Origin of the sequence: Trichocoleus sp. FACHB-591, from assembly GCF_014695845.1 — a bacterium.
Classification (GTDB): Bacteria; Cyanobacteriota; Cyanobacteriia; order FACHB-46; family FACHB-46; genus Trichocoleus.
This window is the reverse complement of sequence record NZ_JACJPA010000100.1, coordinates 1-19,444: the sequence shown is the minus strand read 5'-3', so window position 1 is coordinate 19,444 and position 19,444 is coordinate 1. Positions and strand designations below refer to the sequence as shown.

Here is a 19,444-nt window from a genome sequence, read left to right as displayed (position 1 = left end):
GCAAAGCTTGCAGGCTTTGACGTTGGTAGGGAGTCGGCATCCCATCGAGCAAGTGATAGATTAGTTCTTGGGCGTGGGCAAGAATGTCCATTGTTCTTGCGGTCTATTAGTTTCACGCCCTTTCTGCCACCTTTTAAGCCTTGGTGCAAGATCTGAGTCTCCTAACTTTGGAGCGATGACAGGGGTAGGCTGGCCTGTAAAATGAAGCAGTCGGCAGCTTGATAAAGCGTTACTTCTATGACTCTTAATACCCAGGTTGAACCAGAAATAGTGCAAACCCATGCAGCAGACGAGAGTCATTCGGAGTCAAATGCTGAAAAGATCCTATGTCCTCATTGCCTAAGAACCGCAACCAATGGTATCAAGTGTCAGGGAATCTGTGTATCGGATAGTGACTACTAGACCTCTTCAAAAACAAGACAAACGGGCAGGTCCAGCTGCTAAAGCCCTGATTTCAGACATACTGCACCCGTAAACGGACTAAACCACAGACACAACCAATCGTGGTCTCATACATCCGTGAACGCATCCGAAACTCTTCTTTGGCAAGCCGGAAAATTTGAATCACTCGAATCCCAGGTTCCACAAACACTCGCTTTTGACTCAGGTAGCGATTAAACTCCTTTTGCCCCTGGGTTAATTCTCTCTTTGGTGGCTTCTTATGTGGAGTGCTGGTATTGCAGCGACTGACATAGACTCTGTCGCCGATGAACGAGAGGTGGTTCGGCAATTTTTCTCAGTCAATAGGGTCTACAGGTGAAAACTACATCGGCTCTGGAGAAAGCGAGCCTGGGCAAACGTGCCGAGAGGTTCTGATAAAACGCTTGAAGAAACCAGACGAGTCTCTCGGCTTCGAAGGAGTGCCTCAGCCCCCTACCGCTGAAAGTGTTCTTTGAGAGAGGGGTGATACTGCCTTCGTAATAAACGTTTGGTCATAAGGATGCTTTTGAGCAAACGCTAGCATTTCATTCATTGACTCTGTGAAATCTGCAAACACTCGCTCTACCAACGTAAAAGCTTTTTCCCTCTGTGCCTCTGTCAGCTCTATGCTTTCAAGGAAAGAGCTCACGTCCTCTACTTCGGCTTGAATGTGACCCGTCTCCTTGGCGTAATGAGACTGACCGAAATAAGGATGATGCTGTTTGGTAATTTGCTGGAGTTCTTTTGCGACTTGTGCAATCTCAAATAAAGCTACATTTCCGGTTGCTTCGATCGATTCGATAATGGTCAATTTCATCAAGATATCATCTTCAAAAGCACACATGCCAAATAGGTTATAAGCCATAGAGCGTACTTTTTGTGTTTCTTTCCCCCAAAGAAACTTTAATGTGTCAATGAAGTTGATGGAGTAGTCGTATCCCATTAACTTCAAATCTTGCAAAAACCAAACCCAGTGATGCCCATCTTCGTAGGCGTGCTGGTTAATCATCTCTTGAAGTTTGTTAGTTGCAGGTTCTTTGTGAAGGACAAGGTGATTAAAGTCCTTAAAGCTCATTGCGAAAGGAGCAAAGCTTGGAGCCCAAGCGAGCCTTTGTCTTGGATCTATACTTTTGTCTTGCAAAAACGCCCTGAAAGGGGTTTGAGCAAACTCTTGCTTCTTTTTTTCGATCAGGGCCAGAACTTCTTTCATCTTGGTACCTCGTACTCAAATTATTTAATGGTCAATAACTCTTCATCTCTCGGGATGCCGAATCGAGGTCATCGCAATTTCTGAGAGTTTGAAGCAGATAGAAACAGGAGTTTGTCTTGATGTCATTTAGTTTGGCACTAGACACTTGACGATTTGTCCTAGTTCCATCGTGAGACTCCTGAGGTATTACCCTGCCAATGCTCGCATCAAGTTAATGACTGAGGCAGTGGGTTGCGGGATGCCTAGTAGCTTCACTTAAACTGCCCAAATTCTCCAGCGAATATCTATTAAAAGTTTAAATGGAGTGTATAAACTCCGAGAAAAAGCTCTAACGCTAGGACACCTCAAAAATTCCACATCTTATCTAGAAGATGCGGCAACGGCTGCTTGTAGCAAAAGGGCAATGACTAACTCTGTCCCATGACCGAGCGTTGAGTTAGCTGCCAATGTTCCGGGGTGTTTCTCCCGTACGATGGGACCCGCGATCGCCTCCTGAAATATTGCTGACCCTCTGCGATCTACTGTTAAACACAAACATAGTTCAGTGTTTTCTCAGAGGACTGGAAATCTAAATTTAAAGCTTTAGTGAAGCCTAAGGGAAAATACTAGGAATCTTTGACTCAATGGGTGAGGATGGCTCCGGATGCGCTGCTAGTTTACGAACAGGAGTAGTTTTTCCAAATTAGGGTGAACGCTCCTGTCATGCAGTGTCTCTCTGCTGTTTATCCGCTTAGAGCCATGATCAAAGCTATTCAGATGCAGCTCTCAATTGCCGTCGTCGGGTCAGCTTGTCTTGTCTTAGGAATGGGGCTTCCTGCGGTTGCGTTGAGTCCTAAACCAGTATTCGATGTCGATCGCTTCAGCACTAATCTTCCCACTGCGACAGGCGCAGATGAAGCTGACATCTACTATCCGGTTTCATCACCCAATGCCCCTGTCGATTCGCTGCCCGTGGTTCTACTACTACAGGGCGCGCTAGTGGATAAAGCAGATTACACAAACTTTGCGAGTCAGGTGGCTCAATATGGCCTTGCAGTGATTGTGTCAAACCATATCAGAACTGCGATCGATCCCGTGACGGGACAAGCTTTCACCGGCTTCTTTCCAGAGCAACAGCAGGTCCATGATGTCCTAGCCTATGCCACTGCCGCCAACACCAATTCGGCTTCTCCGCTCGCCAACCGACTGAACCCTAACAAACTTGGGTTGATTGGGCATTCTCTCGGTGGAGCTATTGGGCTGAGCGCCATTCAGGATATCTGCTTTCCTTTTCTCTGCACGGGTACGTTCTCCCGACCACCAGAACTGATGGCAGGGGTTTTTTATGGCTCAACTTTTAGAGATCCTCGCTTTGGCGGCATGATTCCCCCAATTGAGAATGACGGGATTCCTGTTGCTTTAATCGCGGGCGATCGCGATGGGGTTGTGGGTAATTTTGCTGCGGTTGAAGAGACTTACGAGCAGATTCAAGATCCACCTAAAGCATTAATCAGAGTACAAGGTGCCAACCATTATGGGATTACTAACGAAGACAGCCTGCGTGACCCAGTTCGACCGACCTTAGACCAAGACATGGCGACAGAAACAATCGCTCGTTGGAGTGGACTGTTCTTACGAGCCTCTCTGCTCAATGACTCTGGTGCACTGGATTATATCTATCACCGAGGAGACGGGATAGATGAAAACGTCAGTGTCACCAGTGAGGTAGCAACTGTTCCAGAGCCCACCTCGTTGGTCGGCATCTTAGCCTTTGGGGTTCTCGGAACTGCTTGGAAGCTGAAGTGTCGTCAATAACAGCATTAGCTCAAGCGGGCTCAGCAGGGTCAGTTCCGGCCAGATCTGGCTCATTACCTCGCGGCTCTAGAGCAGAAATTTCTCCAGCTAGTCTTGCCGCCCTAGAAAATAGCGGCAGTTGGTGTCCCAATAGAAAGCCCCTGGCAAAGATACCAAGGGCTTCTCATACGTGCCAGTTAAGGGCGACGGGGAATTTCTCAGTATTCCAGTTGAGGTCTGAGAGTCAGCGATCGCCTCTGTTCCAACACAAAGCCCCAGCTTATTTTTACTTTTCTTTATACGCTTGCAAAAGTGCTGCTGCTGCCTCATTCCGGGTACAGTAAAGCCCTCCACTCTTACCCAGCGATTTCCATCTCCAAGGAGTCTCAGCAGGACCGTCCTTGATGACGATGCCTTTACTTTTACCATCCAGGCACACTTCCCAACCATCAGGAGCACGTTTGTAGCTCCAAGGTCTCTCACTCTTTTTCTTCTTGACCATCTCCCTTACCCTCGTTGACGCACTGATCTAAAACTGCCTTCACCCGCTTGTACTGTGATAACCGCTTGCCAGCTCTTAGCGCTGATATCGATTAGCTGAATTTTGCTGCGAATAGCCCTCAATGAAGTTGTCCGGTAATGCAATCTCGCTAGGCAGCACCAATCAGGGTCGCCACCATTTTCGCAGAACCATCACACCCGGTAAACCTGCTCCGGGATGTGTCCCAGCTCCTACACAATAGAGATTCGAGCTGTCTTCGCTTTGGCTATAGGGACAGCAGCTCTATCGCCTGGTTAAACGTTCCTTTCCAGCTTTCTGTTGCCCCCTGAGCCCATAGATAGCCGATCTGTGAGCGATCGGCGCATGCTTCTGTGGCTGATTCCTCATTTTGGTTGAGGAAAAGCCAGCTTAAGCTTTGTACCGTTTAACTATTCTGTTCTTTGTCTGGCTATGACAACAGCTCTCATCACCGGAGCGTCTGCGGGTATCGGCTCTGCTTTTGCTCAGGAACTGGCGGCTCGTAAAACCGATTTGGTTCTAGTGGCTCGTTCTGAAACGAAGTTGCAGCAACTGGCACAGCAGTTGCAAGATCAGTATAGGATTCACGCCGATGTGATTGCTCAAGACTTGACTGCACCCTCAGCAGCAGCATCGGTCTTTGATGCCGTCAAGCAAAAGGGATTAAACATTGACCTGCTGATTAACAATGCCGGTTTCGGTCAGTATGGAGCCTTTGCAGAGCTAGATGGATCCCAGCAATTGCAGGCAATCCAGCTCAATGTTCTCGCGCTCGTCGATTTAACGCACCGGTTCCTACCCCAAATGCGTCAGCGCGGTCACGGCAACATCGTCAATATGGCGTCTACTGCGGCATTTCAACCGATCCCTCATTTCGCCATTTATGCCGCAACCAAAGCGTTTGTGCTCAGTTTTAGTGAAGCCCTCTGGGCAGAAAACCGTCGGTATGGGGTACGAGTCTTAGCAGTTTGTCCGGGGCCAACAGATACCGAGTTTTTCCAAGAAGCCAACTTTCCATCCCGATTGGCAAAGCGGGCCGCTCAAAACTACACGTCAAAAGAAGTTGTGGTACGAGAAACCCTGGCCGCTTTAGAGAAAGAGGAGCCGAATATTGTGCCGGGTGCTGTGAGCAATCAAATCCTGGCGAATTTATCTCGATTTCTACCGAGAGATACCGTGGTTAATTTAATTGAGCCCTATTTTAGAAAACGATAGCGATGAATATTCCCAATGGATTGGTGAACAAGGTTCTCGGCTACTTGCTGCGTCAAGCGGATGCAGGGGATACAGAAGCAGAAGAACTCTTGGACGAACTGAATGAGTTGAGCGAATCTGAGCCAGCAGACGAAGCATTGAACTTAAGTGAGTGATGAGCGATCGCCTGTTCGCTTTACAAAACAATTAGTCTGGCCCCAGCAGGAGAATCAAATCAATGGCAACTAAACCGACCTGGCAACCTCATACCGAGTCTGGCAAACTGAGTGCCAAAGACCGCAAAGAATTACCCGATAGCGCATTTGCGTTTCCCAAACAGCGAAAAGCACCCTTAACCGATGCCTCCCACGTTCAGAATGCCTTGGCTCGCTTTGACCAGGTTCAAGATGTCACTGACGCAGAGCGAGATTTAGCCTTTGCCAATATCCAACAAGCGGCTGAGCATTACGGGGTTCACATGGAAGAGAGAAGCTGGTATGACCTGGGCAAGAAACCACACACTAAGAATCCAGCACATTGAGGATAAAAAACGACGCAACTTCAAAAGCAGTCTTTTCCAATCGCCCGGCTATCCTCAGCGATAACTCATAACAGAAGCCACTTAGAACAGAATTAAGCACCATGTCCAGCGATCGCAACTTCGTCACTCTTGACCTTAAACCTTCCGACTCCACTCGCAAAGCTGAGCCGCGAGCCATCTTTTGTCAGCGTTGGACACAGAGACTAGCAACTTGTCTGCTGATTGTGTTTATTAGTCTTGGTATGGGGTTTTTGAACCACAACTCTGCTCAAGCCTCACCCCTTCGCCTAGGGAACTTGCCACCATTTGAGACAGGGCAAGACAAGGGTATTCTGCTGGCGCAAAATAGCGTAGGGGATAACTTTGTGACCGCAGCCTTAAATAAAGCAGAAGCCGCCGTGGTTCAGGTGAATGTGTCTCGCACCTTAGCCGGAACCAGAAATGTCCCGGGTTCCCTCAGACCTTTCTTGGGCGGAGGACAACCCATGCCATCGAATAGCCGTGTGTTGCGAGGTATTGGTTCTGGATTTGTAATTGATTCCAATGGGTTGCTCCTCACCAATGCTCATGTCGTCGATGAAGCCGATACCGTGACCGTATCTTTTCAGGATGGTCGCATTCTGTCAGGGCAGGTGCTGGGCAAAGATCCGGTCACAGACGTAGCCGTGATTCAGGTACAAGCCGAGAACCTACCGACCGTCACCCTGGGAGATTCTGATACCGTTCGGCAAGGGCAGTGGGCGATCGCGATTGGTAATCCGCTCGGTTTGCAGGAAACGGTAACTGTGGGTGTGATTAGCGGCACTGAACGCTCGAGTGCGGCGATTGGCATTCCAGATAAGCGGGTTGGCTTCATCCAAACAGATGCGGCGATTAATCCAGGCAACTCAGGGGGACCCCTCCTCAATGCAGCCGGAGATGTGATTGGCATTAACACAGCCATTCTTCAAGGCGCGCAAGGGCTGGGCTTTGCCATTCCGATCAACACAGCCCAACAAGTGGCCCAACAGCTGATTACAACAGGACAGGTTGAACACCCTTATATTGGAGTGCAGATGGCGACTCTCAACCCGCAAGTGAAGCAGTTTATCAATACCTCTCCCAATAGTGGCATGCAGGTTGAAACCGACCAGGGAATTTTGGTGGTTCAGGTGCAACCCAACTCACCTGCGGCGAGAGCAGGCGTGCGAATCGGGGATGTGTTTCAAACGGTTGCCGATCAATCGGTTACCGAAGCCAGTAAAGTGCAGCGACTCATCGAGAAAGCGGGGGTAGGGGGTAAGCTACCCGTACAATTGCAACGCCATGAGCGAACCGTGACATTGACAATCCAACCAGAGCAACTTCCCCCCGTGGAAACTCGCTAGCTTAGATCGTAGCTGCTCAATTGATATCCCTGCACAAGGCAGGCAGCATGAATTTGCTAATTTCTGGGGCGACTGTAGTTACAGGCTCTAAAGCTCAGGGGTTAACAAGAAGGCTAGAACAACGACTGGAGGTGAAAAGCAGCGTCTAGACCTTGCTGAAGATAGGGTTGCTTATTGCCACTGAGTTGTAGCCCCGACTCTAGCCAAAGAGTTGCTACATCCATGTCATCTAACCAGGCTTGGGCATACAAACCTATCCAAAAATTGCTATGTCTGCGACGCATTCTTTAGCTCGACAAATATAGCTGGCTAAGCCTTGAACACAAACTTCATGTCCAGCATTTTTTTAAGTAGGCTTGTGGTCAAGTAGCAAGCCTACTTTTTTACCTAGTAGCTCTATCCCTTGCTACACATCTGCTTCAAGCTTCCTGTTACCCCCTGAGGACGCATAAGCTTATTCTGCTACGTAGTTGAACAACAATCATTGAATTACAGCAGTTGCCGTTTGAATAAACCACACGACCGCCTATCAGAGTAAGACGCTATTTAGTGTTACACCTGTGGCTTACCGAGCTGAAAAGCGCTGTAACCCTCTTTTGTCAATTACATGAGAGAAAATTTGAGAAGCTCGCATTTCGTTGCTGGCATTACCAATTTTTAAGCTAGACAGAACGAACCAATGCAGGGTTCAATCATTCTCTGGTCAGAGTGATAGAAGAGGAGTAAGCAGCTAGCTGGGTAACTTGATGGTTGTGGTTCTGCTCGTCTGTGATCCTTGCTTCGTTTACCTGAAACTCCGCCAACTGTTTGCTAATTTGCTTACAAACGATTTCGCGGTAATCTAGAAAATGTTCTAATCGGGCACAGACTGCAATAAATTCGGTGAGGCGACTCCGTTTATACCGCCAGATACCAAAGAAATTCCGCCAGAACAACTTGCGAGTTTCGCTAATGACCCCCTGTCGCCAAAGAATTTTGAATAAGGCACGGATTTCAAGCCAGTGCATCTTTTGAGCAGTCGATTTATGTTTGGGTTCTGCCATCATAAGGTAGTGACGATAAGCTCGATCGAGAAACCGCGCAGGGTCATAAAGTTTCCAAAATGCCTGAATGTATTCCTGAGCAATTTCTTCAATGGGACGCGTGGGAACAAAATTCATTAAAGTAGTCTGATTGACATCACCCGACTGAAGCCGCAATCGTCCTTCCTTCTCCAATCGCTTCCATAAAGCAGTATCAGGAAGTGCTTGCAACATACTGAAAAAGGCGATCGGGATACTAGTTTGCTCGACAAATTGAGTAATGCGATCGCCAGCCCCAGCTTTTTCTCCATCAAAGCCGATAATGAATCCAGACATTACCATCAGCCCTGATTTAGTGATTGCAGTTACCGATTCATAGAGAGAACTGCGAGTATTTTGATGCTTTTGTGTGAGGGTTAAGCTGTCCTCATCGGGAGTTTCAATTCCAAGAAAAACGGCATAGAAATTACAGGCAACCATTAACTCCATGAGTTCTGGATCTTCAGCCAAATTAACAGATGCCTCAGTGAAGAATTTGAAGGGATAACCATGCTGTGCCATCCATTCTTTGAGTTCTTGTAAAAGGAGCTTGACGTTGCGCTTATTGCCAATAAAGTTATCATCGACCATAAAAACGCGGCCTCGCCAACCCAGCTTGTAAAGGGCTTCAAGTTCGACAATTAGTTGTGGCGGTGTTTTGGTACGTGGTTTACGTCCATAAAGTACAATGATGTCGCAGAATTCACACTGGAAGGGACAACCGCGCGAAAACTGAATTGCCATTGAGTCATAAGCACTCATCTCCAGTAGATCGAACCGAGGTACTGGGGTTTGACTAACGTCGGGTTTTTCTGTAGCACGAAATGTTCCTTCTAAGGCCCCTTTTTCTAGGGCTGCCACAAACATGGGAAGGGTAATTTCTCCCTCATCCAGCACTAAATAGTCTGCTCTCATTGCTTTCGCTTCCTGGGGTAAAGCGGTTGGGTAAGGACCACCGACCGCTACAGATTTACCGTGCTGTTTAGCTAGCTGAATTTGATGCCAGAAATCTTCCTTTTGAACAATCATGGCAGATATGATAACCAGGTCAGCCCAGTCCCACTCAGATTTAGAGACTAGACGAATATTACAATCTACCAGTTTAAACTCCCATGCCTGGGGTAAGATAGCTGCCACAGTAAGCAGTCCTAGAGGTGGCATCAGGGCTTTTTTTCCTATCAGCTCTAGTGATTTCTCAAATGACCAAAAACTTTTGGGGAACTGTGGGTAAACCAGCAGTACTCTCATAAAGACCTCTATTTGCTCAGGAAAGTAGGCGCAGTTAATGATGGAATCACGACCTAAGCGAGTCGTTCGGTGACACTTGTTTTACCAAGCAAAGGTATGATGAATCGTCGGCTTGATTGCTTAGAATTTCGTTTTAGCTCTCGCTTAATCTCGTTGATGTAGGGATGGAAATCAACCTGCATCGTATGTCGGGTTGAGTCTATATACTGTCGTTTCACCCGTTGCTGTTCAATCTTAATAGTCCGTTTCATCTCGTCCTGGCTTGGTAAGGTGACAGTTCCTTCAAGGATTCCAGCGACCCATTTTGACTGCCACTCAGCAATGGGCATGATTGCGCCGATCGGTTGAAATAGACCAATAAAGTAGAGATTGGGATAATCGGGATGGATGACTCGCTTGTAAAGGGGTAACTCGTTGTTCTGTGGATCGATAAAACTTTGGTCAAAAAAGGGAAAGACAATCTTGTAGCCCGTACCATAAATGATGATATCGATCGGTTCTTCTGTGCCATCTTCAAACCGAACCCGATCGCCAGCAAGTTCTCTTACATTTGGTTTGATTTTAACTCTGCCGTATCCCACTAAATTTAATAAATCTGAGGTAATTGTGGGGTGTTCACTCAAAAATTGGTGTTTGGGAGCTGGCACTCCGTATTTAGCCTGAGAACCCCATGTCAGAAATAGCAGAAATTGTCCATAAATCCGTCGCAACCATAGAGGCATCGCGAAAAAGAAAGGAGTCAAATAGCTATCCAAAGGACGACCCAGAATATATTTTGGTAAAATGTAAGCACTTCGCCTGGTTGACAGAAAAGTTTGTTTAGCACTGCGAGACGTTTCGCAGGCGATGTCGCAGGCGGAATTACCAATACCAACGACCAAGATATTTTTATCTGACATTCCATCTGGGGTTTTGTAATTGTGGGAATGCATGGTCATCCCTGAGAATTGACCAGGAAAGTCAGGGTATTTAGGACACCAATGATGCCCATTTGCCACAATTACGGCTCTATAGTGTTCTGTCCGTTCACCCGCATCGTTCCGGATAGTGACGCTGTAGGTTCCATCACTCAGGGGCGTAACCCGAACCACTTCGGTCCGAAAAGTAATTTTGTTACGGAGCCCAAAGTGATCAATGTATGACTCAAAATAGTCCAAGATCTGACTGTGTCGCGGATAGTCAGGATAATCATCTGGCATGGGAAAGTCTGAATATTCCATGTTCCGCTTAGAGGAGTTGATATGGAGAGACTTGTAAGCTGAAGACATGCCATTATCATTCAGATATCGCCAGTTCCCACCAATGCCTGACCCCTTCTCGAAGCAGTCGAAAGCAATACCTTTTTGATGCAGAGTCTTTGCAGCCGCGATTCCAGATGAACCCGCACCGATAATACAAACGCGCTCGGTTGCCATTGCTATTTGCTCCTGTGAGTTACAGTTTGTAGGACAAAAAATAGATTAAAAGTAGTCAAAGCGTAATGTTCGCTTGCTTAACCCAGCTTGTGAGAATTTGCTGATATTCCGTAAAGCGTTCTGCAAAAAACATATGTCCCATTCCGGATAGAACTTTGAGTTCTGCGTTGGGAATTTTTTCAGCAAGCAATTGAGTTTGGTTGTAAGCAATTACTGGATCGCGATCGCCCGCCATAATCAAAGTTGGAGCTTGAATGTGAGGTAGTAGCGAAGATATATCCATACTTGCGAAACTACGAAACAAATAAGCTAAATCATCAAGATTATGATGAATGACTCTGGGATAAACCACAGCAAGTGTGAGTTTTAAGTTGGGAGAGTGGAAGTAAGTGGAACGATCGCCTGCAAAAAATCCACTTACCCAGCTATAAAACATCGGATTCAGCATAGAGAATCTGCACACTAGCTTGAAAAAAGATACTCCTGGACGACCCATGCAACATAACTGTTGCAACACTCCCATCAAGCCCCGCCATTGTCCATTAGCAAATCCAGCAATACAAAGAATGCGGCTGACTAAGGAGGGGTAGTGGGCAGCAAGATTGAGAGCTGCAAAACCACCGACAGAGTACCCAACCAACATTACGGAGCGATCTCCGACCAGAGATTGAATTGCCTTTTGGAGAAGTGTGGCAAGTTTTTCACTGGTCAATTGTACGGTGTCAGCTCTAGGAAGCATGCGAGACGGATAATGGGCAGGTAAGTTGATGAAGTAACAGGGTGTTGCCTTCAGGGTATTTGGTAAATTAGGGAGCCAGAAGTCAGAAGTCAGTGTAATACCGTGTAAAAACACAACTGGGCTACCAGGTTGGTCTTCGTTAAGCATGAAGATAGATAACTCATGCTCATCAATAGTGATACTGTGTCGCAGCATACCACCGTCACTTTTGGAGAATAGTCAAAGTCTCAAATGTGGATCTGTTTAATATGCGCTTCCAGGCTTCCCCTATGGGAATTTGATTGTAGTCTGCTGGAAAGTGTTGCTGAAGCAACTGGCTCACTAAAGGATAGTAATCAGGATTCATTGATGGAAACAAATGGTGTTCTGAATGATACGATAAATTACTATGAATGAAATTGAATAAGGGATGTACTATCACTGAAGTAGTTGCAAGTACAGAATTATTATGGATAGCTATTGGATTAGGGAAATGGTGGGTTTTGACATAGATGAGGAGTACAGCAGACGAGATAAAAGGTGGTAAGATTCCCATGAAATAGTATTTGGTGAAATGGCCCTGCAAGCTAATAAAGAGAAGAACTTGAAGGGTAGCAATAAAGCCAATCTCTCCAATAACGGCGGCTCTCTCTTGCCAGGTGTAGGGCTTCTGATATGGAATGAAGTGAAGCGTATTTTTCTGCGTCCAGAAAACACCAATTACATTTCGCAAACCGTAGGTGACAAAGTGAGTCAGTGGAAGTGGGTTAACGAACCAGGGGAATCGTTCGAACTTTTGAGGATAGAAGATCATGCTATAAACTTTCCGCAACCAGGTTTGCTCGGAAGTTAACCAGGGGCGATCGGAATCTTTGAGTGTACCCGCATGAGGGTGATGGGTATGGTTATGAACATGTACCCACACAGTACGTGGAATCAAATTAAATCCCCAGGTGACAACTTCTAAACAACTTCTCAATAATCCTGGCGGAAGTACAGAGCCGTGACTCAAATAGTGCCCAAAGAGAGCTAGCCCAGCAAGACTATGACCGTATAAGCAAGAAATTAGTAGGAGAAAGATCACATTAGAAGTCAAATGAGCTAGCAGAATACATATTAGTGCTAGAGACAGCCAGGTGAGGAAGTGAAAGATATGACTAGGTTTCTGCTGAAATGCTTCCTTTGGCAGTAAGGGACGGAGTGTCCGAATGTAATCGCCATCTGTACGTATCTTTGCAGGTGCAGCTGTTTCAGGTGAAGAGGTACCAAGCGTGCTAATCATTATCTTCCCTCTAGTAGAGTTGTTTTTTAGTTCCCCTGTCTCCTTGGGGATCGTATATACACATCTCAAGCCCGATGCATTTCGTCCTGTTGACTCTTATTAGGGGAACGCCTTTCTGAGCCCCCTAATCTAGGAGCTAATGAAGCAAGAAAGTCTTGAGCACGAATTAACTGATGGTATATGCAATGTCAGTCTCAAGAGAAGAGACAGGGGAATCAGGGTAATGTTTTACCAGGTATTAGACTAATAGATTAGGTAGTAGCTGTTGCATAGACAGGAGCTTCAGACTGTGGACTGAAGGTTGCTACCCGTTCCCAAATTAGATAACCGACTTGCTCAATTCCATAGACAACCATTGGGGGAGTGCTGAGCGTGAGGCGATCGCCAGCCAGTTCGACAAAGCGAACCTGATTGGTGCCAACCCAATTGGGAAAGAAACTGACATTGACGTGATGAACAACTTTGTGATCTTCCAGCTTATAGCTACCGCAGTAGGAAATAAATGAGTCTGCTGCTGCGATCTTTTCCTCAGGCGTGGCACCTGCAATATCCCCTGCCTGGAAGCGTAAGCGATCTGACTTCATGATTGCCACCGACATAAAGCCATTGTCAGTGTAGACCAGCTCACCTACGGGATTAGCACCTAAGGGTTGGAAAACGCGACCATCAGATGTCCGAGTTTCGCAGCTCAGCAGTCTCCAAGTACCAACGATTTGATTTGTCATGATGTTCTCTAAAAGATGAAGGGAAAGATAATGAAGATTACTTGTTACCCAATGCGCCGAAATGTGAGGCGCAATAACAGCAGATCACCCGTCAAAAATCCCAGTAGTGCCAGATAGAGGTAGCGTTCGTAGCGGATAAAAACAGCCTCTCCAGCGCAACGAATGACCTCAGCTCGATGTGCCCGCAGATTCTTTAGCCAGACTTCTAGCGTGCGCACATAATCTAGGCGATCGTTTCTCACCGTCACAATCTCAAAGATGCCTTCTGCTGCTTCTGCAATTTCAGCGAGGCGGGGCGAGTTCGATTCAGGAAAAATTTCTTCATTCGCAAACTTTGCCCCCGGTAACTTTTGGACTTCTTCTGGTTTCCGCTTTCCATAAGCGATCGTCTGCAACGACATCCAGCAACCCGGATTTAACCATTGGTGGCATCGTTGAAAAAATGTCTGGTAGACTTCAATCTTTTCTGAGCTAGACAGTTCTGGTTTGACAAAATGCTCAAACGCACCTACTGAGGTAATGGCATCAAATGGAGCGGTCGGGGCGTAATCTAACCAACTTTCTAACCGAACTTCGATATGAGGATGGTTGATTGCCTGCACCCAGTCTGCTTGGGCTTCACTTAGGGTTAGACCGATCGCTTGCTCAACGTTGTGGTCTGTTACTAGACGCTTGAGAATGCCACCCCAACCACAGCCAATGTCAAGAACGCGCTTTTGCCCCTTTGCTCTTGCTTGTTCAATGTGGTAGTCAATTTTTCGCAGTTGCGCCTGTTCTAAATCGGTGTTTTGCTCATTCTCAGCCCAAAGCGCGCATGAGTAAGCCATGCTGCGATCAAGCCAAAGTTGGTAGAACTCATTGCCAACATCGTAATGGTGTTGAATGGCAGCAGCAGAAGCTCCAGTGGGGACTGATAAATTAGAGGTTGCAGCGTTCATATTGTTTAATTCATGACTTTAGGTGGAATGGTTACTTGTGAACCACTGAAGAGAAATTAGCAGCAAGCCGTTGAGACAGCACCTTAATCGACGGCAGATCGTATAAGAGTGTTGGACTCAACTCACGCCCTGACAAAGCTTCTATGTGACAAATCAGACTGATTGCTGTGGCTGAATCTAGACCATATTGATCAAAAGCAGCTTGAGTATTAACTTGCTCAGGCTCAATTTCTAGCACTTGTGCAACGTAATCAATAATCCAGCCTTGAATGACTTCCGCTGTCGGCGATGTTTGAGAACCGTCGGTTGGATGGTTAGGAACTTGAGTGGAGTCAGAAATGCTCGTTTGCATGATGAACCTCAAAAAATCAGAAATCAGTATGACCAAATAACGAACTAGAACCTTAGGAAACAGATTCATCGGTCATTGTGTTTGCAGCCTTTTTCGCTTGAATCATCAGCTCTGTAGGAACGGTCACATCCCATACCAGTCCCATGATTTGCAATAGCCGAATAACCCAGTAACCCAGATCAATTTGCCACCAGTACAACCCAAACTTGGCTGAATGTTGAAAAGCGTGATGATTGTTATGCCAAGACTCCCCGGCCGTGGGCAGCGCTAACCAGAAATTGTTGACGCTGCGATCGCGAGTTTGAAAAGGATGCTGACCCCATAAGTGACAGACTGAGTTGATACACCAGGTCGTCTGTTGGGCAACATACAGGCGAATCACACCTCCTAACCAGAAACCGTGCCAAACTCCTAGCCAAGTTTGAGTCAAGATTCCGGTCACGACTGCTGGAAACAACAGCCCTAGAATGATCCAGAGATAGTACCAGCGGCTCACTTTTTGAATTGCTTGGTCTCGCAGCAGCTCCGGGGCATAGAAGACTGGGTTGGGATAGTCATACTCCCACTTCCAGGAAAGATGGGAATGCCACAAGCCAAGCCATCGATTGCCAGCAGTATGCGGAGAGTGAGTATCTTCTAGTTGGTCACTAAAGCCATGATGATGTCGATGATTGGCTACCCAGGATAATAGTGGACCTTGCGCACTCGTCGAACCGAGAATGACCAGCAAATTACGGATTAGGGGATGGGCATTAAAACTTCGGTGAGTAAAGAGCCGGTGATATCCAACTGTGATTCCTGTACTGGTCAGAAAACACATACCCAGAAACACAATTCCATCGATCGCCGTGAGTGATTTATTCCATAACACGACGATCGCAACCACAAATCCAACGAGCGGCAAAACATCACACATCAAGAAATGGCGCTTCTGCATTAGTTTGATGTAACGATTACTAATCAGATTCTTCTTGAAGGGTGGTTTATCAGAAGTCGAAGAAATGGTAGCTTCCATGTTTAGACTCCTTTCCCTGCTCCTAGTGGCTCTAGGCGATATGAACAATTCTGTGCGGGTACGATCTCCAGATTTTGAGCTAGAAATTGCTCACGGCAAGCAAATCGGCGAATTTTACCACTAGACGTTTTGGGAATACTTCCTGGTTTGACGAGCATGACAGTATGAACTTGTAACTCATGCTTTCGAACGACGGTTTGACGAATCTGACCCACGACCTCGTTGTAGTTAAGTTGACGGAGATAGCGGCGATTGACTTCTTGCACCACAATCAAGCGGAGCTCACCTTGGCGATCGACGGTAAAAACCGCTCCATTGCCTCCGTAGCAAGCTGGATGGTTTTGCCGCACGGTCAACTCGATATCCTGTGGATAGTAGTTGCGCCCACGAATGATGATGAGGTCTTTTAACCGTCCTGTGACATAGACTTCTCCGTTTTGCAAAAAACCTAAGTCACCGGTGCGTAAAAATGGACCTTCACCGCTATCAGCTACATAAGCATGGAAACTGGCGATCGTCGCCCCAAAATTGTTCCAGTAGCCTTGGGCAACACTGGGGCTCGATACCCAAATCTCACCCACCTCGTTCGGTAAACAGGGAATCAGCTTGTCAGGATCGACGACAATCACTTGTTGATCTGTTAAAGGTTGACCACAACTGACCAAAATTTGACTTCCGTTCTCCCCGATTTCGGCAGGAATGATCTGATTTTGCCTGAGGGCATTTTCCTGAACTGCTTGAAGCGTAGGGGCCTTTGTTTTATCGCCCCCTGAAACGATCAAAGTTGTCTCAGCCATGCCATAACAGGGATAGAACGCCTCAGATCGAAATCCACATGAGGCAAACAGAGCCGTAAACTTCTCGATTGTCTCTGCCCGCACAGGTTCCGCTCCGTTAAATGCTACTTTCCAGCTGCTTAAATCGAGGCTGGCACGCTGAGCTTCCGTCACCCGCTGAATACACAAGTCATAGGCAAAGCTGGGGCCACCGCTCGTCGTTGCTTTGTAATGAGAAATTGCCCGCAACCAATAAAATGGCTTATACAAAAAAGTAGTTGGAGCCATCAAAACGACTGGCATTCCGCTATATAGAGGCTGCAAGATACCTCCAACCAGACCCATATCATGATAGGGAGGCAGCCAGATGACTCCACAACTCCTAGAAGAATGCCCAAACGCTTGGTGGATGAGATATGAGTTATGCAATAAATTGCCCTGAGTGATCATTACCCCTTTAGGAGCTGCCGTTGAGCCAGAGGTATACTGCAAAAATGCTAATGTCTCTTTTTTTATCGATGGTCTCTGCCAATTTGACCGAGTCATCTTATCCAGTTGGTCAGTTGCAACCCATTGGAGAGCTTGCAGGTTAGGGAGTTGATGCAACTGTGGGTCTACGATCGCCAAGACCTGCTGATTGGTTAAGGCAAACTTGGGTTGGGCATCTGCCACAATTGTTTGCAGACGTTCCAAAGACTGATTTTGGCGGGGAGGATAGGCAGGCACTGCGATCGCGCCAGCATACAAACAGCCAAAAAAAGCAGCGATAAAGTCGAGACCAGGCGGATAAAGTAAAATCACTCGCTCTTGGTGCCCCCCCCGACTCTGTAACCAAGCGGCGATTGTTTGTGCTTGCTGGTGTAATTCTAAGTAAGTAAGGGTGGCATGTTCATTGCCTGACTCATTGAGGAAGCGGTAGCCAATTTGATTGGGATGGCAAGTTGCCCGCTCATATAGAACATCAACAAAGGTTGAAAGAGTAGAAAGCAAAGCAGGATTCATGAAACGAGAGTGACAACAGAGAGAGAATCATTTGCTTCAAAAGCTGAAGACGCTGGAGCATTCGTGGCGGACTTTGTCAGCACTGCTTCCATATCGGCACTGAGAACCGAATCAATATTCAATTCTGCCCGAATTTGGTCAATCGGCGTTTCCCAGTGTTCCTGCCAAGGGATACCAAACAAAGGTTTGGCTCGTCTACCCATAATCCAGCCACGCACCACTGCTGCCATTAATTCTTCGCACAACTCAATCTCGAAGAGTGCTGTTTTCAAGAAATTTTTGGCGAGTAAAGCAATCCAGAAGCGGGCAGGATAGAACTGCGCTAAGGAGAAGGTTTCAATCTGAAGTTCTCCGGCTTTTGTCGTATCACTACCTGTGACGATATGCCAGATGTCGTGGGTTTCAGAAATATAGTTGAACAGATAGACATAATCATTGGGTGCTGGTTCACGAACTGGGGGAGGGACCAGCCCATTTTGCTTCATATGCGCAGCATAGAGATGCCCCAAGGTGTTGGGGGGGAGTTGATATAGAGCATCAAGATCAACCTTTCCTAGATAGCGGCGTTCTACCAATGCCTGCTTTCCTTCTGAAGTGCAGGAAAGATACTCGATTAATAACTGCATACCCTGCTGATCCATCAAGACATCGGCATACTTGCCAATCTTGCTAAATGCTCCATAGGGAGCTTCAACAACTTGCATGAAGCGATAACCAATGATCAGAGTTTTGAGCTGATGCTTGAGGGAACTTATAAAGTTCATGATATTCATTTCCACGGAGAGTGAGGCACTTCAGAGTATGATTGAGTTTCAGCGCAGACTGAATGGAATGTTTTTCAAACTATAGAAAAACGGGGAGAACTTGCTATAAATACTCTCAAAAATTTGGACTTTTCAAGATTCTTGTATCAGAATGTCTTATCTAAGAGTGATATACTTCCTGCCAGCGGTTCCCCTCTCTGGGCTAACATCTTTCACCTAACTGGTGGATGTTAAAAAATATACTCGTTGCTTTATAAGGTAGATTAATTTTGCCCCTGATCAGGAAGTAGAGCATGCTCAACATTAATCGTGCGTTGAAGAAGGACCGGCTATTAAGAGCCTTGACTGGGCTGAATCGGAAAGCATTTGACCCGTTATGCGAGGTCTTCAGCACAGTCTATCAGGAGCAACTTGAGCGTACCCCTCAACCCAGCGTTGCATAATGGGAGTATGAATTAAGGGGAATAGTGATGCAATGTCCTGAATGCGGCTCCTCGCATACCCGTAAGAATAGTGATAAGAAAAGTAAGAAAAATCACATTTGTGTCAACTGCGGTCGCCAATTCACTGACCAGTATGACCCACCGCAAGGATATTCAGACGAGGTCAAACGTGAATGTCTCAAAATGTATGTCAACGGCATGGGGTTTGCGTGCTTCGCACACGCTAACGCGAACGAGCCATCGAACGGGTGAAAGGAGTGCATCACACAACGCTCATTTACTGGGTTAAACAAGTGGGTTCTCTGCTGCCTCAGGCGTATGAACCTGAAGTCACTCCTGAAGGTGGAGAACTCGTTGGCGTGGCTAGAATTAGAAACGTTTGTCGGGGCTAAAAAAACAAAATCTGGCTGTGGACGGCTGTAGACCACTTCAAAGCAGGTGTTTTAGGTTGGGTCATTGGAGACTATACATAGTGCTGAGACGTTTGAGCCTTTATGGAACTTGGTCATGCAATGGAATTGCTACTTTTATGTCACTGATGGCAATCGAGTGTATTCCCTGTTTATCTATTAGACGACACTGATATAGACGAGGTCGCGACAGCAGGTTGTCGGGTGCTGATGATGGAAGGAGTGCTTCTCTAGTTACAGATCACGACAGCCACAAGACTCGACGGCTCG

At 46.7% G+C, this 19,444-nt stretch carries 20 protein-coding genes and 1 pseudogene; 6 read left to right on the top strand and 15 right to left on the bottom strand.

Annotated elements, in window-relative coordinates; translation table 11 throughout:
* Nucleotides 1–454: 454 nt before the first annotated feature.
* The 3 genes from H6F90_RS19910 to H6F90_RS19900 all read right to left on the bottom strand — a co-directional run bounded on the left by H6F90_RS19910 (nt 455) and on the right by H6F90_RS19900 (nt 2,164).
* Nucleotides 455–730, bottom strand: coding sequence for a transposase family protein (locus tag H6F90_RS19910; protein ID WP_190554012.1), 276 nt, complete (start codon nt 728–730; stop codon nt 455–457).
* 135 nt (nt 731–865) lie between these two features.
* A complete protein-coding gene (locus H6F90_RS19905) occupies nt 866–1,630 on the bottom strand; it encodes a hypothetical protein (RefSeq protein WP_190554011.1) in 765 nt (254 codons plus the stop codon).
* 360 nt (nt 1,631–1,990) lie between these two features.
* Nucleotides 1,991–2,164 (bottom strand): hypothetical protein, encoded by a 174-nt coding sequence (locus tag H6F90_RS19900; protein WP_190554010.1) that lies wholly within the window; start codon nt 2,162–2,164, stop codon nt 1,991–1,993.
* A gap of 168 nt (nt 2,165–2,332) precedes the next feature.
* On the opposite strand from H6F90_RS19900, the gene H6F90_RS19895 reads away from it, so the two are divergent.
* The gene (locus tag H6F90_RS19895) at nt 2,333–3,424 is read left to right on the top strand and encodes a chlorophyllase (protein WP_206756196.1); all 1,092 of its coding nucleotides are present in this window, start codon (nt 2,333–2,335) and stop codon (nt 3,422–3,424) included.
* Nucleotides 3,425–3,689: 265 nt separating this feature from the next.
* On the opposite strand, the gene H6F90_RS19890 is transcribed toward H6F90_RS19895, so the two are convergent.
* Complete coding sequence (locus H6F90_RS19890) at nt 3,690–3,905, bottom strand: hypothetical protein (RefSeq protein WP_190554009.1); 216 nt, start codon at nt 3,903–3,905, stop codon at nt 3,690–3,692.
* Nucleotides 3,906–4,355: 450 nt separating this feature from the next.
* On the opposite strand from H6F90_RS19890, the gene H6F90_RS19885 reads away from it, so the two are divergent.
* The 4 genes from H6F90_RS19885 to H6F90_RS19870 all read left to right on the top strand — a co-directional run bounded on the left by H6F90_RS19885 (nt 4,356) and on the right by H6F90_RS19870 (nt 7,025).
* On the top strand, nt 4,356–5,138 hold the full coding sequence (locus H6F90_RS19885) for an SDR family oxidoreductase (protein ID WP_190554008.1): 783 nt from the start codon (nt 4,356–4,358) through the stop codon (nt 5,136–5,138).
* A 2-nt stretch (nt 5,139–5,140) separates the two neighbouring features.
* Nucleotides 5,141–5,293 carry a hypothetical protein gene (locus H6F90_RS19880; protein WP_190554007.1) on the top strand — a complete coding sequence of 51 codons (153 nt, stop codon included), beginning with the start codon at nt 5,141–5,143 and terminating at the stop codon, nt 5,291–5,293.
* Nucleotides 5,294–5,355: 62 nt separating this feature from the next.
* Nucleotides 5,356–5,658 carry a DUF6582 domain-containing protein gene (locus H6F90_RS19875; RefSeq protein WP_190554006.1) on the top strand — a complete coding sequence of 101 codons (303 nt, stop codon included), beginning with the start codon at nt 5,356–5,358 and terminating at the stop codon, nt 5,656–5,658.
* Nucleotides 5,659–5,759: 101 nt separating this feature from the next.
* Nucleotides 5,760–7,025, top strand: coding sequence for an HhoA/HhoB/HtrA family serine endopeptidase (locus H6F90_RS19870; protein ID WP_242024551.1), 1,266 nt, complete (start codon nt 5,760–5,762; stop codon nt 7,023–7,025).
* Between the two features lie 113 nt (nt 7,026–7,138).
* Here H6F90_RS19870 and H6F90_RS19865 read toward each other — a convergent pair whose 3' ends face one another.
* The 11 genes from H6F90_RS19865 to H6F90_RS19815 all read right to left on the bottom strand — a co-directional run bounded on the left by H6F90_RS19865 (nt 7,139) and on the right by H6F90_RS19815 (nt 18,321).
* Entirely contained in the window at nt 7,139–7,309 is a 171-nt protein-coding gene (locus tag H6F90_RS19865; RefSeq protein ID WP_190554005.1) for a hypothetical protein, read from the bottom strand.
* 408 nt (nt 7,310–7,717) lie between these two features.
* Nucleotides 7,718–9,334 (bottom strand): B12-binding domain-containing radical SAM protein, encoded by a 1,617-nt coding sequence (locus H6F90_RS19860; RefSeq protein ID WP_190554004.1) that lies wholly within the window; start codon nt 9,332–9,334, stop codon nt 7,718–7,720.
* Nucleotides 9,335–9,387: 53 nt separating this feature from the next.
* Entirely contained in the window at nt 9,388–10,749 is a 1,362-nt protein-coding gene (locus H6F90_RS19855) for an NAD(P)-binding domain-containing protein (RefSeq protein WP_190554003.1), read from the bottom strand.
* A gap of 55 nt (nt 10,750–10,804) precedes the next feature.
* A complete protein-coding gene (locus tag H6F90_RS19850; RefSeq protein WP_190554002.1) occupies nt 10,805–11,683 on the bottom strand; it encodes an alpha/beta fold hydrolase in 879 nt (292 codons plus the stop codon).
* 7 nt (nt 11,684–11,690) lie between these two features.
* Complete coding sequence (locus tag H6F90_RS19845) at nt 11,691–12,749, bottom strand: fatty acid desaturase (protein WP_190554001.1); 1,059 nt, start codon at nt 12,747–12,749, stop codon at nt 11,691–11,693.
* 251 nt (nt 12,750–13,000) lie between these two features.
* On the bottom strand, nt 13,001–13,474 hold the full coding sequence (locus H6F90_RS19840; RefSeq protein WP_190554000.1) for a lipocalin-like domain-containing protein: 474 nt from the start codon (nt 13,472–13,474) through the stop codon (nt 13,001–13,003).
* Nucleotides 13,475–13,518: 44 nt separating this feature from the next.
* Nucleotides 13,519–14,412 (bottom strand): cyclopropane-fatty-acyl-phospholipid synthase family protein, encoded by an 894-nt coding sequence (locus tag H6F90_RS19835; RefSeq protein ID WP_190553999.1) that lies wholly within the window; start codon nt 14,410–14,412, stop codon nt 13,519–13,521.
* A gap of 31 nt (nt 14,413–14,443) precedes the next feature.
* On the bottom strand, nt 14,444–14,764 hold the full coding sequence (locus H6F90_RS19830; RefSeq protein WP_190553998.1) for an acyl carrier protein: 321 nt from the start codon (nt 14,762–14,764) through the stop codon (nt 14,444–14,446).
* A 52-nt stretch (nt 14,765–14,816) separates the two neighbouring features.
* The gene (locus H6F90_RS19825; RefSeq protein ID WP_190553997.1) at nt 14,817–15,779 is read right to left on the bottom strand and encodes an acyl-CoA desaturase; all 963 of its coding nucleotides are present in this window, start codon (nt 15,777–15,779) and stop codon (nt 14,817–14,819) included.
* A 2-nt stretch (nt 15,780–15,781) separates the two neighbouring features.
* Entirely contained in the window at nt 15,782–17,557 is a 1,776-nt protein-coding gene (locus H6F90_RS19820; RefSeq protein WP_190553996.1) for a fatty acyl-AMP ligase, read from the bottom strand.
* Nucleotides 17,554–18,321 (bottom strand): Coq4 family protein, encoded by a 768-nt coding sequence (locus tag H6F90_RS19815; RefSeq protein WP_190553995.1) that lies wholly within the window; start codon nt 18,319–18,321, stop codon nt 17,554–17,556. The genes H6F90_RS19820 and H6F90_RS19815 overlap by 4 nt, the downstream gene beginning before the upstream one ends.
* A gap of 470 nt (nt 18,322–18,791) precedes the next feature.
* Here H6F90_RS19815 and H6F90_RS30795 point away from each other — a divergent pair.
* Nucleotides 18,792–19,331 (top strand): annotated as a pseudogene (locus H6F90_RS30795) (IS1 family transposase); the annotation flags it as partial.
* Between the last annotated feature and the right edge of the window lie 113 nt (nt 19,332–19,444).